This is a genomic window from Streptomyces sp. NPDC002785 (assembly GCF_040295565.1).
GTDB lineage: Bacteria > Actinomycetota > Actinomycetes > Streptomycetales > Streptomycetaceae > Streptomyces.
In genome coordinates this window covers 1-13884 of record NZ_JBEOVN010000189.1, presented here as the reverse complement: position 1 = coordinate 13884, position 13884 = coordinate 1, and the positions used below count along the sequence as shown (strand labels likewise).

The following is a 13884-nucleotide window of genomic DNA, read 5'->3' as shown; positions in this document are numbered from 1 at the left end:
ACTCGAACCCCGGACCCGCTGATTAAGAGTCAGCTGCTCTAACCAACTGAGCTAGCGGCGCCTGCTGACGTCGTAGACATTAGCACCCTGATCGGCGGGAGGAAAAATCGAATTCCGGGCCGCCGGCGAGGCCGTCGACCTGGTCACCCGTACACAGGCCCAGAGCAGTACGTCCGGGCCCGGCAGCCAGGGGCTACGTGTGTCGGGGGCCACCACCCAGCGGGGTCCGGGGGTGGAGGAGGTGCAGGTCAGGGGCGGTACGGTCACCGCGTCCCCGGTGCCGTGGCAGAGCAACGGCGGGACCTTGTCGCCGCCGCCCCGCCCCTGCGGGTCCATGCCGGTCCGCGGTTCGAGGCCACCACCCCACTCCTCCCAGTCGAGCAGCGAAGGCAGCCGCTGGGCGGTGCCGGGGGAGGCGAAGAGCAGCATCCGTCCGCGGTGGGTGGCGACGGGTCCGGAGCCCGGGCCGTCCGCCCACAGGTGTTCCAGCATCCGGCGCCCGAAGAGGGTGGGCACATTCACCACGTCGAAGGCCGAACCACACGGCAGCACCCCGGGCGAGGAGGGGTGGGCCTCCCACTGGGCCAGCGTGCTGCGCGGATAGGCCGCGGCGCCGGCGAGCCAGGCGGCACCGGCCGCCGTGACCTGAGCCGTCTGGTTCGCGGCCCGGCCCCGCAGGAGGGCGAAGATGTCGGCGCCGTCGTGGGGGCCGTCGCCGTGATGCAGGGTCGTTTCGTCTGGCAGCCATGCGCTCATGCGCCCATGTCTACCGGGAGTGATCAAGCGGATTCCGAGAGTTGCCGGAAACCGGGACAGGTTGGGGTGGGGAGGAGTATCTTGCGCTCGGGCATATGCCACTGGTTGTCCCCGGTGTCAGGACCTGGCGTGGACGGGCGGTCCGGATGACCCGGCGCGATGGCGGGCCGGGGCCGGGGGGCAGGTCCGGTGCGGTGGCCGGGACGCAGCCGGTACGGCGGTCAGGGAGCGGATCCGCCCAGCAGACTCCGGCCGAACTCGACCATCTTCTTGGCATAGTCCTCGGTCCACTCCGCACGCTGCGCGATGTCCGCGGTCGTCAGCCGGTCGAACCGGCGCGGATCGGCGAGCTGGGCCGCGGCGACCGCCTGGAACTCGACCGCACGGTCGGCCGCGACACGGAACGCCAGGGCCAGCTCGGTGGCGCGGGCCAGCAGCTCCCCCGGATCCTCCATCGACTCCAGGTCGAAGAAGTGCTCAGGATCGGCGACTGCAGCCGACGGCTCGAAGAGCAGGGGCGCGGGGCGCAGCCGCTGCTTCTCGTTCCGCTCGGGTTGTGCCATGTGGTGATTCCTCCTTCGGTGGGCCCGACGGCCACCCTCCATTGTCCAACGTCGCGCAAGTGGGCTCCGGGGATGCCCGGAACCGGGGCTGCGCCCCCCGAGACCGGGCGCCGTCACACCTCCCACCGCACCCGATGCTGCGCCAGATGCGCCAACACCGCGTGGTTCGTCTCCCAGCCGTCCGGGGCCGTCACCATCGGCCGCCTTCGGCGGCGTGCCGGACTCCGTCCGGCAGATCGGGGGACTCATCGCCTGCCGGACAGGCGCCGGAGTGGTAGTCAGGGACGCCAGACCACCCGGTGCTCCGCCAGATGCGCCAGCACCGCGTGGTTCGCCTCCCAGCCGTCCGGGAACTTCACCGTGACCCCCAGCTGCACCGGCTCCGTCGACGGGTGCTCGTCCAGCAGATCCGCGACGCCCGCCCGGCACACCACGATGCACGCATGCCGGTGGCGCGAGGCCAGCACGCACAGCCGGCCCGTCTCCAGATGGAACGCCGTGGCATCCGGGCGGCCGGACAGCGGGTGCAGGACCACCGTCACATCGAACTCGCGGCCCTGGAGCCGGTTCGCCGTGTCCACCGCCACGCCCGTCACACCCAGCTCCGCGAGCGCCGCCCGTACCGCCGCCGCCTGGTCGCGATGGGCGGTGCCGACCGCGACCCGGTCCGCCGTCACCGGAGCCGGATCCGGGGAGCGCTCGCTCGTCGCCGCGCCACCTCGGTCGAGGAGCCGGCGGACGACCAGGGCCACCGCCCGTACCGCCTCCGGATCGGTGCGCGGGGTGTGCCGGGCCGGGAGTTCGAGCAGGCCCCAGCCGGACTCCGCGGCCTCGTCCAGCACCCGGTCCGGGGCCGATCCGTCGGACGCGACGCCGAACGACAGCCGCCGGTCGCCGTGGCCCGTACCGCTGCGGAAGGGGGTGTACGGGTAGAACGCGTCCGAGACGAGCGGCGCGGCGGAGGCGGGCAGTCGCCACGACACCGGCAGCCGGTGCTGCGGCAGCCGGGGATTGTGCGCGAGCAGCGTGGAGACCGCGCTCGCGGACGGGTCGTACGACAGCCCCGCCCACTGGTCCGCGCCGACGATCGAGAACGGGTCCAACTGGCCCGGATCGCCGACGAACAGCGCCCGCTCGAAGAGACCCGCGACGGCCAGCAGCGCATCCGAACGCATCTGATACGCCTCGTCGACGATCGCGTGGCCCCACGGCTCGACGTTCTTCACATGCGCCCACTTGGCGGCCGTCGAGATGACGACGTCGAGTCCGGCGAGATCCGACGCCTTGGCCGACTTCCGCACGTTGGCCAGGCCGTCCAGCACCTTGTCGTACGGGTCGGAGTCATTGCTGTGCAACCGGCCGACGGGCAGCCCCGGGTCCTTCTCGGCCAGCCGCACCACCAGGTCGTCGACCTGGGCATTGGTCTGCGCGACCACCATCAACGGGTGCCCGGCCGCGGCGAGTTCGAGTGCGGCGCGCACCACGAGCGTCGACTTGCCCGCGCCCGGTGGGGAGTCCACCACGATGCCGCGCCACGTACCGTGCAGGGTGTCGGCGAGGATCGCCTCGGTCGCCCGCGCGGCCTGGGCGCCCGGGTCGAATACGGCCGTCACAGAAGGTCCTCCGCGGTCACGGGATCGGGATGCTCGGTGCGCTCACCGGCCGCGCCCGGTGGGCCGCCGTGCGTCCAGGGCGTCTCCTCGGGGTCCGGCAGCTTCGGGCCGCCGCGCTGATCGTGCTCGAACAGCGTCCAGGCGATCCGGTCGCCCGGCTCGGGCACCGAACCCGGGGCCGGCTCCTTGCTCCGGCCCATCCGGTCGGTGATCCGCAGCACCAGCAGGGGCGCGGTCCCGTCCTCCGGCTCCGCGGCGTACTTCACGAACTCGGCGGTCTGCGGCTTTCCGTCCAGCGAGCGGTACACCTTGGTGCGCTCGCCGAGATGCGGGCGCTCGCCGGTGCGGACCGTGACCAGCGGGCGCGGGGACGGGCGCTTCGACTCGCTGTACGCCATCTCCACCTCCGTCACGTCGCCGACGAACGCCTCACCGGCCAGCCGCCGCCCGGCCAGCACCAGCGGATCGTCCAGCGCCTCCTGCGCCTCCAGCTGGGCCTGCGCCGTCTCGCGCGAGGCCAGCTTCTGCGCCGCCGTCACCGCGTCGTCCCGGCGCGGCTGCGGCGGCTCACCGGACCGCACCCGGTCCCGGTGACCGGTGAACGACCAGCGGTCCCTCGTCCAGCGGTCCTCGGCCCGAGACCCCTCGGGCAGTTCCTTCAGCAGATCGAGCCCCCGCCACACCGCATCCCAGGTCGGCCGCATCACCCCGGCCAGCAGCGCCCTGATCTTCCGCTCGGCGGCGGTCAGTTCGGCGAGCCGGGCGTCGGCCGCGAGACCGTCCTCGGCCGCCGCGAGCGAGGTGCGCGCCCGGTCGTACTTCTCGATGGCGGGCGCCAGTAGCCGGTTGTCGAACGCGGGGTCCGTCGCCGGACCGGCCGGCGGGCACAGAAGCCGGCCCTCGCCGTCCCGCTCCAGCTCCGCACGGAGCGCCGCCCGCGCCCCGGACTCACCCGCCGGGGCGTCGACCCACGCCAGCAGCGCGCCCAGATGCTGATCCTCCAGGCTGCTCTGCCCGGTCGCCCAGTGCCGGTTCAGCAGATCCGTCGTGGCCAGCAGCAGCGAGGAGCCCGGCACCCTGGCCCGCTCCCCGTAGTGCGTCAGCCAGCGGCCCAGCAGCGGGACGCGGGCGGGGGCGGGGTACGGGGTGTCGGGATCGTCCTCTGCCGTGCGTCTGAACCGCATGGAGCGGCCGAGCAGCCGTACGAAATCGATGCCCGCCCGGCTCGGCACGATCAGCTGCGGTGCGTCCGCGCACAGCTCGACCTCGACCTTGACCTTCTTCCCGGTCTCCGGATCGGTCTCATTGCGCTCCGCGGGCTCGACGACATCCTCGTACGCCTCGATGTGCGGCAGCACCGCCTCGGCCAGCTCGGCGAGGAACGCGAACCGCAGATCCCGGTCGCGCGGCTGTGAAACCGCCAGCAGCCGGGGCGCCTCCCGGTCGGTCCCGACGAGCGCACCCAGCGGGGCGCCCGCCTCACCGGCGGTGGTCAGCGGCACCAGGACGAGCGGCCGGTCGGTGAGATGGCGGTGCAGGACCGTCGTCATCGGCTGCGCCCGGCCGCTCTCCACAGCCTCCAGCCGGGCCAGGGTGCTGATCAGCGACATGCCGCACTGCCCTCCAGCGCCTCGGCACGCAGCGCCGCCGCACACCGCAGGGCCGCGACCGTCGGATCCGCCGGGTCGCCCTCCTTGCCCGCGGCGGCGGCCAGCACCGCCCCCACCGTCGTCAGCCCGCCGAGCTCGCCCCGCACGCTCCGCCCCAGCGCCTCCACCGCACCGGCCGCGCGGGCCTTCGCCCGGCAGTGGAAGGCCAGCTCACAAGCAGCGAGGCACTCCGGGGCATACGCCGCGCCGACCGATTCGACCGCGGCGTCGAGCTGCTGCGGGGAGCACTCCGGATCGAAGGTGGTGCCCGCGGGCAGGGCCGCCGCGATGTCCTCGATGCGGGTCAGCCTGGTCAGCTGGCGCCGGGTGACCGCACGCTGCTTGCGTACGTCGACGACCGAGGCGGTCGGCAGATTGGAGAAGTCCTTCGGGCAGACCAGCAGCACCCGGTGGCCGACCTCCGCGCCCTCGGTCAGCTCCGCGATCCGCTCCAGCGCCAGTACGTAGACGGCGGACTGCCGGGCCGCCGCACCGACCTTCGCCGCATCGGCAGAACCGTCGATCATGGGAAAGGACTTGATCTCGACGACCGTCCAGGTGCCGTCGGGGTGCACCACCACCGCGTCCGGCTCCAGATAGGCGGGGGAGCCCGCCACCTCCAGGGCCAGCATCGGATGGTCCAGCAGCGCCCAGCCGCCCGCCTCGGTCGCCTCCCGCAGCGCCAGCGCCGTACGCGCCGCGCGGCCCTCGGGACCGGCCGCGGTCAGATCGGGCACCAGGACCTCGCGCGGTGCCTCGGCGCCGGTGCCGAGGCGCTCGTACAGCAGCCGCATCAGCTCCGTACCGCCGTCGGCCTTGACCTTGGCCTCGAAGGCGTTGCCCCGGACGAAAGCGAACTGCGACTGGCCGAAGGCGGCCGGTGAACCGAGCGCCGTGGCCAGCGCGGCCTTGTCCACCCCGGCGCCGTCCAGCAGGGCGCGGCGCCGGCAGCCGGGGTTGGCGGCGAGGGCGGCCAGCGCACGGGCATCCAGCGGACGCGGTGCGACAGCCGGGCCCCGCAGCTCAGCGAGCCGCTGCCGGAGTGTCGTCCCCCGCTGCTCCCGCGCCTGCGGGGGCGGCGTCGGCCCGGGGTACGCGACCGGCCGAGGCGTCTTCGTCGGCCGATGCTGCGGCATCGGTGGAGTCTGCGGAGGTGGTCCGCTGGCCAGGGATTCGCTCACCCGCCGAAGTCTCGCATCCGGCACTGACAATCGGGGACTTCACAGCCCCGGCGAACCGTGGGAAGCGGGCCGCGAGCCGGTCCCTGATCCGGTCGGCGATACGCATCACCGGTCCGGCCAGCAGGGCTCCGACGCCCATCACGGCAGCGCCCGCGACCGCGTCGAGGAAGTAGTGGTTGGCCGTGCCCATCACCACGAACGTGGTGACCAGGGGGTAGGCGACGCCCGCGGCCCGTACGAGCGGGTGCCGGCCGTGACGCCACAGCAGGATTCCGCACCAGAGCGCCCAGCCGACGTGCAGGCTCGGCATCGCCGCGTACTGATTCGTCATTCCGCCCATGCCGCGCGGGGCGCTCGCCTCGGTGCCCCACCAGCCGTACGAGCTGTACTGCGCCATCGTGTCGACGAAGCCGTGAGTGGCGTGGAGCAGCCGGGGCGGGCAGGTCGGCATCAGCGCGAAGCCGATCAGGCCGAGCAGCGTGGAGGTCATCAGCCAGGTGCGGGCCCTGCGGTACACGGCCTCGCGGCGGCGGAAGAGCCAGACCAGCACGGCCGGGGTGACCAGATAGTGCAGGGACGCATATATGAAGTCGGAGGGTATGCCTATCGAGGGGTGGGCGGTCAGTAGCCGGTTGAGCGGGTGCTCGAAGTTGATGTGGAGCGTCTTCTCCAGGTGCAGGATGCGCAGTCCGTGGTCGACGGCCGTGGACACGTCGCCGCGCGCCACCAGCCGGCCGGCCGAGTAGGCTGCGTACACCAGTGCCAGCAGCGGCAGCTCGGTCCACCAACGGGGCCGCGGGCGCGGCACGTACGCGGTGCTGGCATGCTGCATCCGGAAGCTCTCCATCATGTGTTCATGCGACCGACGGCGGGCGTTCAACCGTACGGTGCAGGTCGGCCGCGATTCCCCCCGGGGTCCTTGTCGGATGCCCCGTGTGTGTACAGATTTCTCCGCGCAGGAAGGGACGCCTGTTCGCCCCCGGAGGTTGCCTCCCGAAGGCGTGCGCGATGATGGGAAAACCGGACGATCCGTTCTGTCGCGATCTCCGGCCTCAGATCTCAGTCCCAGGGAGAGCCGTCATGGCACCGCGTATCCTGCTCGCCCGGCACGGCCAGACGGAATGGTCCGTCAAGGGCAATCACACAGGCAGGACGGACATCCCACTGCTCGACACCGGCCGTGCGGGCGCGGGGCTCCTCGGTGAGCGGCTGCACCGCAAGCCGTGGGCGGACCTGCCAGGCATGGAAGTCCGTACCAGTCCGCTGCTGCGGGCCAAGGAGACCTGCGACATCGCGGGTTTCGCGGACCGGGCCGAGCCGTGGGACGCGCTGCTGGAGTGGGACTACGGTGCGTACGAGGGGATGACGCCGGCACAGATCAAGGCGGTCCGTCCCGACTGGTTCATCTGGCGTGACGGGGTGCCGGAGGGGGAGACCCTGGCCGAGCTGTCCGCCCGCGCCGACGAGATCGTCGACTGGGCCCGCTCGGCCGACCGCGACGTCCTGGTCTTCGCCCACGGTCACATCCTGCGGGCGCTGGGGGCGCGGTGGCTGGGCGAGGACGTGTCGTTCGCGGCGCGCATCCGGCTCGATCCGACGTCGCTGTCGGTGCTGGGGTGGGCGTACGGGGCGCCCGCGATAGAACGCTGGAACGACACGGGCCACCTGGACCGGTAGGCCCTGCCGGCCCGGCAGCGGGGGTCCTCGATCGCCGGACGGGCTTGATTCTTTCGGCGCGCGCGGAAGCCGGCCCGTCCGGCGATCGAGGACGGAATCGGTCACGTGGTGCGGGGTGCGTGGAATTCGGACCGTTCGGCGAGCCCCTACGCCCCCGCCTTCGAGACCTCTGCGTGCCGTTCCAGGAACCCCCGTACGTCCGCCGCACCCCGCTGCGGCCCCAGCACCCCCGCCGCCCCCGCCAGCATCGCCCGGATGCGGGACGACTGGACCCGGTCCAGCAGGTCCAGCACCTGATGGCCCGCCGTCGCCGCCTCCGCGCCCCTGCCCGCCCGGGCCAGGTCCGTGGTCAGCTCGGCCCGGTACAGCGCCATGTTCCGGGTGAAGTGCGGGTCCTGGAGCCGCGTCGCCCGCCGGGCATGGCGGGCCGCCCGCGACCAGTCGCCCAGCGCCGCCCAGCACTGCGCCTCCAGCATCTCCAGCTCCGCCTCCCGGAAGAAGCTCATCCACTCCGGATCGGCGTCGCGCGGCCCGCGGCCGAACGCGGTGTGCGCCCGGCCGATCGCCCGTTCGCAGCCCGTACGGTCCCCGAGCCCCGCCCGGCCCCCCGCCTCCCGCAACGCGAGCAGCGCCAGCAGTCGCGGCGAGCCCAGCGGCTGCGCCGCCCGCTGCCCGGCCTCGGCGGCGCGTACGGACTCGCGGGGCCGCCCCGTGTCCCTGGCCAGGAACGACGCATTGCAGAACGCATGCGCCTCCAGCGCCGCGTCACCCGCCACCCGCGCCGTGGCCAGCGCCTCCGCATAATGCGAGCGGGCGTCCTCGAACCGACCCGAGTCATGGGCCAGCCAGCCCACCGAGATGGCCAGTTCGCCCGCCCCGGCATGCAGTCGGTCGGCCGTGGAGCGCTTGGTGGCGGTTGCGGAGTCGAGCAGCGCGTACGCCGCTCGCAGCGGCTGGGACGCCCTGCGGTACAGGCCGTCACCGCCGTGCCGGTCGTCGAGCAGCCGGATCTGCCGTACCGCCTTCTCGACGGCGCTCACCTCGGCCTCTCCGACCCGGTGCCGGTCGGGCAGGGGCGCGGCAGCGGATGTGCCGTCGAGGCCGCGGCCCAGGGTTGCGGTCGCCATCGCGGTGGTGCCGCTCGTCATGAATACGCGACGCAGCACGTCGCTCTCCTCGTCGGTGTCGCTGTGGAGCGTGGGGGGCGGTGGGGTTTCGGCAGTGGTCCACGCCCCCCGGCCGCGTACCGATTCGCGCGGTGAGAAGCCCAGGTCCGCCAGGGTGGTGCCGGGGAACATGTGCAGGAAGACCCGTTCGTACGCGTAGTTGGGGCAGCGGATCTCGCCGGACTCCACGCGTCCGATGTACCGGGCGTCGCACGCGACCTGCTCGCCGATCTCGCGGGCGGACCTGCGTACCGCGGCAGCGAACTCCCCGGCGGAGCGCGATCCGCGCAGCCGCCGGAAGGCGAGGTTGGGAACTGCCCCTGTCGACACCATGGCTGAGCCCTCTCTGGTGCAGCCGGGCTCCTGCTTCCGGTGTCCCGGCGGAGCAAGAACGTACCTGTTGTGACGGGGCGCACATACAGCGTTTGCCTACAAAGCGGATATCTCGCCCGCAATCCGCCATGAACTGCCACCCTTTGCGGCGGCGTGGCACCGTAGCCGTTGACGCCGTCGCTGCGTTGGTCCATGTGGAGACGGAATCCGGCTCCGCACGGCGATGAGAGGAGAGGTCCCTTGTTGCATATCGGCATCGAGACCGGCTCGCGCACGACTGCGACGACCCCGGCCGCAACGGGTGCCACGGCGCCCACCGCGCCGACGGAGAACCACGGCGCCGCCCCCTGCGACCTGGTGACCGTCCCGGCCCGCCAGGGACTGGAGGCCGTGGACATCCTGCGCCGGGGCACCGACCAGGAAGCCGTCGGCCCGGTCCTGCACGACGACGCCTGCGACACCCTCGGCTTCCTGGTGCCCCCGGGGACCGCCGAGGCATGGGACGTACCGGGCAGCGCCTGTACGCAGACCGACGGCCGCGGGCTGCGCATCCCCGCCGAGCCGCCCGTCACCGGCAGCGGCTGGCTACTGCCGCCCGAGGAGGACACCCCGGTCACCGACCCGGCCGTGCTGCGGGCCGCTCTCGACCAGGCGGCCCGGCTGATCGAGGCGGCCGACAACTGCCGCTGACCGCGGGCTCCCCGCCCGCACGCCCACGGCTGACCCCGGGCTCCCCGCCGACGCGCCCATAATGGGCCGGTGGCCGGGATCCCCCGGCACGGCCGGTTCCCTACCGGCCCGGAGCGATGATGCAGTGAGCAGGCGCGAACAGCAGTGGCACGTCGAGGAGCGTCGAGCGGAGGTGCGGGCGCCCGTAAGCGGTCCGACCGCAAGGCCGACGGCAGGACCGAACGCGGGGCCGGGCGCGGCGGCGCCGGGCGCAGGACGGAGCCCCTCGCCGAACCGGTGGACGGCGGTCTCGCCGAGCTGGTGCCCGACCGGGAGCGCCCACGCGCCTGGACGCTGACCCTCGACGGCGCCCCCCAGTCCCATGTGGACCTCGACGACCCCACGTATCTTTCCTTCGAGTACCAGCGCAGGATCGGCCACATCGCCGACCTCGTCGCACCCCCTGGGCAGCCCCTGCACGTCGTGCACCTGGGCGGCGGCGCCTTCACGCTCGCCCGCTACATCGCCGCGACCCGGCCCCGTTCCACCCAGCAGATCGTCGAGGTGGACGCCGCACTCGTCCAACTGGTCCGCCGGGAACTGCCGCTGGACCCGCAGGCCAGGATCCGGGTCCGCGCCACCGATGCCCGCGTCGGGCTCGGGAAGATCCAGGACGGCTGGGCGGATCTCGTCATCGCCGATGTCTTCAGCGGGGCCCGTACCCCCGCACACCTCACCAGCACCGAGTTCGTCACCGAGGTGCGCCGGGTCCTGAAACCCGGCGGGAGTTACGTGGCCAACCTCGCGGACGGTCCGCCGCTGACCCATCTGCGCGGCCAGATCGCCACCGCGGCCACGGTCTTCCCGGAACTGGCGCTCGCCGCCGATCCGACCGTGTGGCGCGGCCGCTGCTTCGGCAACGCGGTGCTGCTCGCCTCGGATCTGCCGCTGAAGGTCGCCGAGCTGACCCGCCGGGTCGCGACCGACCCGCACCCCGGACGCGTCGAACACGGGCGGGCGCTCGCCGACTTCACCGGCGGCGCGGCGGCGGTGAGCGACGCGGACGCCAGGCCTTCACCGGCGCCACCGCCCTCGGCCTTTGGCTGAGGGAGCCCGGCCGGACGATCCTCGGCCCTCGGCTGAAGAAGCCCCGGCCAAGGGCTGTCCCGTAATCCCTGGCGGGCGCGCGGCCGCCTGGGGCTCGGCGAGGGGGCGGGCAGCCTGTGGTCGCAAGTCCTCGCCATCGTGCCGGAGACGGCCCGCCGCGATCGCGGGGTGTACTTGGCTCGGCAGGCGACAGCGGCGGCGGCTGCGCGGGAACCGGATCAGGCGGTGGAGATTGCCCGGACAGTGGCGACGATCGCGGTAGAGACCCGCTCGGCCAGGATGCGGCGCGAACTGGTCACCCTGGAGAGGGCAATGCGGCCGTGGCAGGATGCCCCGATCGGCCGGGATCTCGGCGCTGTCCAGGGACACCAGGCCCCGCCCGAGGTACGGCCGAGCGGACCGCGGACGCGTACCGGTAGAAGTCGTCCGTACGCGCGCCGCTGTCCCTCACCGCCCTGGTGTTCCGACCGCCCGGGAAGAACGCGTTTCGGAGCGCGCGGGACATCTCCAGCTGCACACCTGCGTTGCTCGCCGTCCGGTTGCAGATGTTCGCCGGGTCGGTTCCCGCGATCTCGGAGGGCGCCGTGTTCACGAGGAACCCGGCTCGGGTCAGCGAGTCGGTGAGCCGGCCGACGAGTTCGGTGTCCAGTCCGCCGATCGCGGTCTCGGGCACGCCATCGGTCCCCACGCACCCATGGAAGGACAGGCACCGCCGAACCCCGGCTACGAGGGTTCGCCCCATGGGCTCGTCGAAGTTGGTCGATGTGATGTGCAGCGACACGTTGTTGCTGCTCTTGAGCCCGGCGAACTCGTAGTACGCCATGGCTGATCCCCCGCGCGAGATCTCTCGGGCCATCTCGCCGGAGCCGCCCTCGATGCCGCCGCCGTGGATGGCGATGGCCGCCCACGTCGCGCCGATCCGTGTCGTGTCGGCGTAGTCGTGCAGCGCGGCACCGGGCTCCACCGTCATCCCGTCCGCCCACCAGCTCACCCCGTTGCTGGCCGGGTAGCCGATGGCCACCCGGTCGCAGGTGCTGCCCGCCGGCACGGTGTACGCACCGGAGACGCGGACCCAGGTGTTCACGGCGCCAGGGGATCCGCCGGTCACGGTGCCGAGGGCGGTTGTGGCGTTCCGGAACGAGAAGAACGCGTTGCCGGTGAGCGAGGGAACCCACACCCACGCGGATGCGGTGATCGTCTCGCCTCCGGTGAACGAACGGTTCAGCAGGAACTGCACACCGCCGTTGCCGTTCGCGGTCAGGGTGACCTTTGTGCCGGCGTTGCCGAACTTGGCGCGCGTGGTGTCCCGGGCATAGGTGGACTGTGCATACGCCGGCGTGTTGCCGGTGCCGACCTCGACAGACGGGTTGAGGACGGTGTTCACCGCCCACCCGGCCGGGGTGACCGCGGTGCGGCTGTACGTCACCCCCTCGGTTTCGGCGGCGGCCAGTTCGTCGTAGGACGCGTACAGGTCTGCCACGTCATCCCCCTTGCACTGAGTAGTCTGAAGCAGAGCCCCCGGTCGTGGTCCACACCTGACCGATTGTGGCTGTGCCCCACCCGCCGACGGCGACCCGGTCGAAGCGATCGCCGAGCCGGCCGGTGATGTCCGTGACCGTCATGACCTCACCGCCCGCCTGTCGGATCAGGTCGCCGACGTCGGCCCGGTAGATGTCGTCGATCAGCGGGTCTGCTTCGCGGCGCGTTGCGATGTCGGGCGGCAGGTGGAGCACCGGCCTCGGGCGTCACGGCGGTTGCCGCAGCTGGTGCACCGGGAAGGTGGACGGCGAGCCATGCCCATCTGCAGGCCGTGCGAAGACCCGGCCGCAACGGGGGTGCGGCCGGGCCAGTATGTGGGGTGAGGTGTCAGAAGTCCGGGCAAAGGTGCGTGCGCACGGTCTTCAGGATCTTCTCGGCCGTTGCTGTGCCGTGTCCCTCGGGATGGTTGGGGCTGGTGAACCGCTGGTTCGTGAGATCGGTCAGCTTGGCCTGGTCCTTGGGCGAACTCTTCACCGAGCTACATGTGTTGAGGCCGCGGTCGACGGCCTTCTCGGTCTTGCCGTGGACGATGTCGACGTCGATGGCGTCGAGCGCCTTGATGTAGGCGGTGGTTGTTGCCGCGTCGGGCTTCGGAGGCAGGCCGGCCTCTTCCCGCGCTGCGGCGCGGTCTTCAGCAGAGACGGTGGGCTGCTCCGTGGCCTTCTTGTCGTCGTCGCTGCCGCCGCATGCGGTGAGTGTGACGATCAGGCCGGCCGTGATGGCGGCGGCAATGGTGCGGGTGCGCATGGTCCCCCCCTGGGAGTGGTGAAGGGGGAATCGTGTCATGGGTGTGGGGAAAGCGTGAAAGCCCGCCACATCTGGGCGAGCCGTCCTTTGTCCGGGAATGCCGGACGTGGGGCCTGTCTTGGCCGATCTCGGGTGTGAGTGTAAACGCGCCGAGGCTCCGCAGTGGGCGAGGTGGAGCGCCCGCCGGGAAATGTGTTTGTCCGTGATGTGCAGGTACTTGTTGGGCTACCTTCTGCTGCCCGCCGCCGAGTGGGAGCGGTGGCGGGCAGCAGTCGGTGTTGGCTACGGCCGAGCCGCGACCCCGAGCCTCGGGGTGACTGGAAGGTCAGCAGGTAGCTGCGCTGGAAATGCGCACCGCATCGAGCTGACCACCCGTGACACCGAAAGACTGATTCGGAGGGATGCACGTTGTCCCGCCACCGACCCAGCGGATGTATGCAACGTCATCGTGGCGGGTGTTCACGACGGTGAGCGGCGCTGTCGGCTTGGAGGGCAGTGCCTGCCAGGTCGACGTCACATCCTGGAACTGGCCAATGATGCTGCCGTTCTTGATGAAGCAGACATAGGGGTATGCGCACGTTGCCGTGGTTCCCTGTTCGGTGGCGCCGGCCGTCGCGGCCGTGCTCATGAGTGCTGCCCCGGTCATGGCGAGCGTGGCTATCCCCGCTCTGAGCTTCTTGGTCGACTGCATGATCCCTCCCCTGTTGGATTCCAACGGCACAGGTTTATGCCGTAAGCGCGACAAGCGGCCAGCGGAAATCAAGTCATCTTCGGCAATGCGGGTCCTCGCCATCCCTCTCTTCGGAGGGAATCCCCGCCTTCGGGCGGGGAGGGAATCCGATCCTGAACGCTGCGGCGCGGAGCGCCGCAGCATCGCTCCGGAA

The 13884-nt window shown here is 72.0% G+C and carries 14 protein-coding genes and 1 pseudogene; 4 read left to right on the top strand and 11 right to left on the bottom strand.

Translation table 11 applies throughout. The annotated features are described in order from the left end of the window. Window positions 1-51: 51 nt before the first annotated feature. The 6 genes from ABTZ94_RS30560 to ABTZ94_RS30535 form a co-directional block, all read right to left on the bottom strand. A complete protein-coding gene (locus ABTZ94_RS30560) occupies window positions 52-756 on the bottom strand; it encodes a hypothetical protein (RefSeq protein WP_351205531.1) in 705 nt (234 codons plus the stop codon). A gap of 221 nt (window positions 757-977) precedes the next feature. After that, the gene (locus tag ABTZ94_RS30555) at window positions 978-1319 is read right to left on the bottom strand and encodes a DUF8844 domain-containing protein (RefSeq protein ID WP_351205529.1); all 342 of its coding nucleotides are present in this window, start codon (window positions 1317-1319) and stop codon (window positions 978-980) included. Between the two features lie 278 nt (window positions 1320-1597). Then, window positions 1598-2932, bottom strand: a complete 1335-nt coding sequence (locus tag ABTZ94_RS30550) for an AAA domain-containing protein (RefSeq protein ID WP_351205527.1) — start codon at window positions 2930-2932, stop codon at window positions 1598-1600. Further along, window positions 2929-4542: a hypothetical protein gene (locus ABTZ94_RS30545; protein WP_351205525.1), complete on the bottom strand. Its 1614-nt coding sequence runs from the start codon at window positions 4540-4542 to the stop codon at window positions 2929-2931. The genes ABTZ94_RS30550 and ABTZ94_RS30545 overlap by 4 nt, the downstream gene beginning before the upstream one ends. After that, window positions 4533-5717 (bottom strand): hypothetical protein, encoded by a 1185-nt coding sequence (locus ABTZ94_RS30540; protein ID WP_351205523.1) that lies wholly within the window; start codon window positions 5715-5717, stop codon window positions 4533-4535. Before ABTZ94_RS30540 ends, ABTZ94_RS30545 begins: the two co-directional genes overlap by 10 nt. Then, the gene (locus ABTZ94_RS30535) at window positions 5605-6594 is read right to left on the bottom strand and encodes a phosphatase PAP2 family protein (protein WP_351205521.1); all 990 of its coding nucleotides are present in this window, start codon (window positions 6592-6594) and stop codon (window positions 5605-5607) included. The genes ABTZ94_RS30540 and ABTZ94_RS30535 overlap by 113 nt, the downstream gene beginning before the upstream one ends. Before the next feature lie 248 nt (window positions 6595-6842). Here ABTZ94_RS30535 and ABTZ94_RS30530 point away from each other — a divergent pair, with 248 nt between their 5' ends. Next, window positions 6843-7439 carry a histidine phosphatase family protein gene (locus ABTZ94_RS30530; RefSeq protein ID WP_351205519.1) on the top strand — a complete coding sequence of 199 codons (597 nt, stop codon included), beginning with the start codon at window positions 6843-6845 and terminating at the stop codon, window positions 7437-7439. Between the two features lie 146 nt (window positions 7440-7585). Here the strand turns inward: ABTZ94_RS30530 and ABTZ94_RS30525 are convergent, their stop codons facing one another. Continuing rightward, on the bottom strand, window positions 7586-8938 hold the full coding sequence (locus ABTZ94_RS30525) for an NsdA family TPR-like regulatory protein (RefSeq protein WP_351205517.1): 1353 nt from the start codon (window positions 8936-8938) through the stop codon (window positions 7586-7588). 240 nt (window positions 8939-9178) lie between these two features. On the opposite strand from ABTZ94_RS30525, the gene ABTZ94_RS30520 reads away from it, so the two are divergent. From ABTZ94_RS30520 to ABTZ94_RS30510, 3 genes and pseudogenes are all read left to right on the top strand, one after another. Further along, the gene (locus ABTZ94_RS30520) at window positions 9179-9628 is read left to right on the top strand and encodes a hypothetical protein (protein WP_351205515.1); all 450 of its coding nucleotides are present in this window, start codon (window positions 9179-9181) and stop codon (window positions 9626-9628) included. Between the two features lie 144 nt (window positions 9629-9772). After that, the gene (locus ABTZ94_RS30515; RefSeq protein ID WP_351205513.1) at window positions 9773-10714 is read left to right on the top strand and encodes a spermidine synthase; all 942 of its coding nucleotides are present in this window, start codon (window positions 9773-9775) and stop codon (window positions 10712-10714) included. Between the two features lie 81 nt (window positions 10715-10795). After that, window positions 10796-11065 (top strand): annotated as a pseudogene (locus ABTZ94_RS30510) (Twin-arginine translocation pathway signal); the annotation flags it as partial. Here ABTZ94_RS30510 and ABTZ94_RS30505 read toward each other — a convergent pair. The 4 genes from ABTZ94_RS30505 to ABTZ94_RS30490 form a co-directional block, all read right to left on the bottom strand. Continuing rightward, complete coding sequence (locus ABTZ94_RS30505) at window positions 11010-11684, bottom strand: poly-gamma-glutamate hydrolase family protein (RefSeq protein WP_351205533.1); 675 nt, start codon at window positions 11682-11684, stop codon at window positions 11010-11012. The pseudogene ABTZ94_RS30510 and the gene ABTZ94_RS30505 sit on opposite strands and share 56 nt — an antisense overlap. A 511-nt stretch (window positions 11685-12195) precedes the next feature. Then, a complete protein-coding gene (locus ABTZ94_RS30500; RefSeq protein ID WP_351205511.1) occupies window positions 12196-12447 on the bottom strand; it encodes a hypothetical protein in 252 nt (83 codons plus the stop codon). A 133-nt stretch (window positions 12448-12580) separates the two neighbouring features. Next, on the bottom strand, window positions 12581-13000 hold the full coding sequence (locus ABTZ94_RS30495) for a hypothetical protein (RefSeq protein ID WP_351205509.1): 420 nt from the start codon (window positions 12998-13000) through the stop codon (window positions 12581-12583). Window positions 13001-13325: 325 nt separating this feature from the next. Continuing rightward, entirely contained in the window at window positions 13326-13691 is a 366-nt protein-coding gene (locus tag ABTZ94_RS30490) for a hypothetical protein (protein ID WP_351205507.1), read from the bottom strand. Between the last annotated feature and the right edge of the window lie 193 nt (window positions 13692-13884).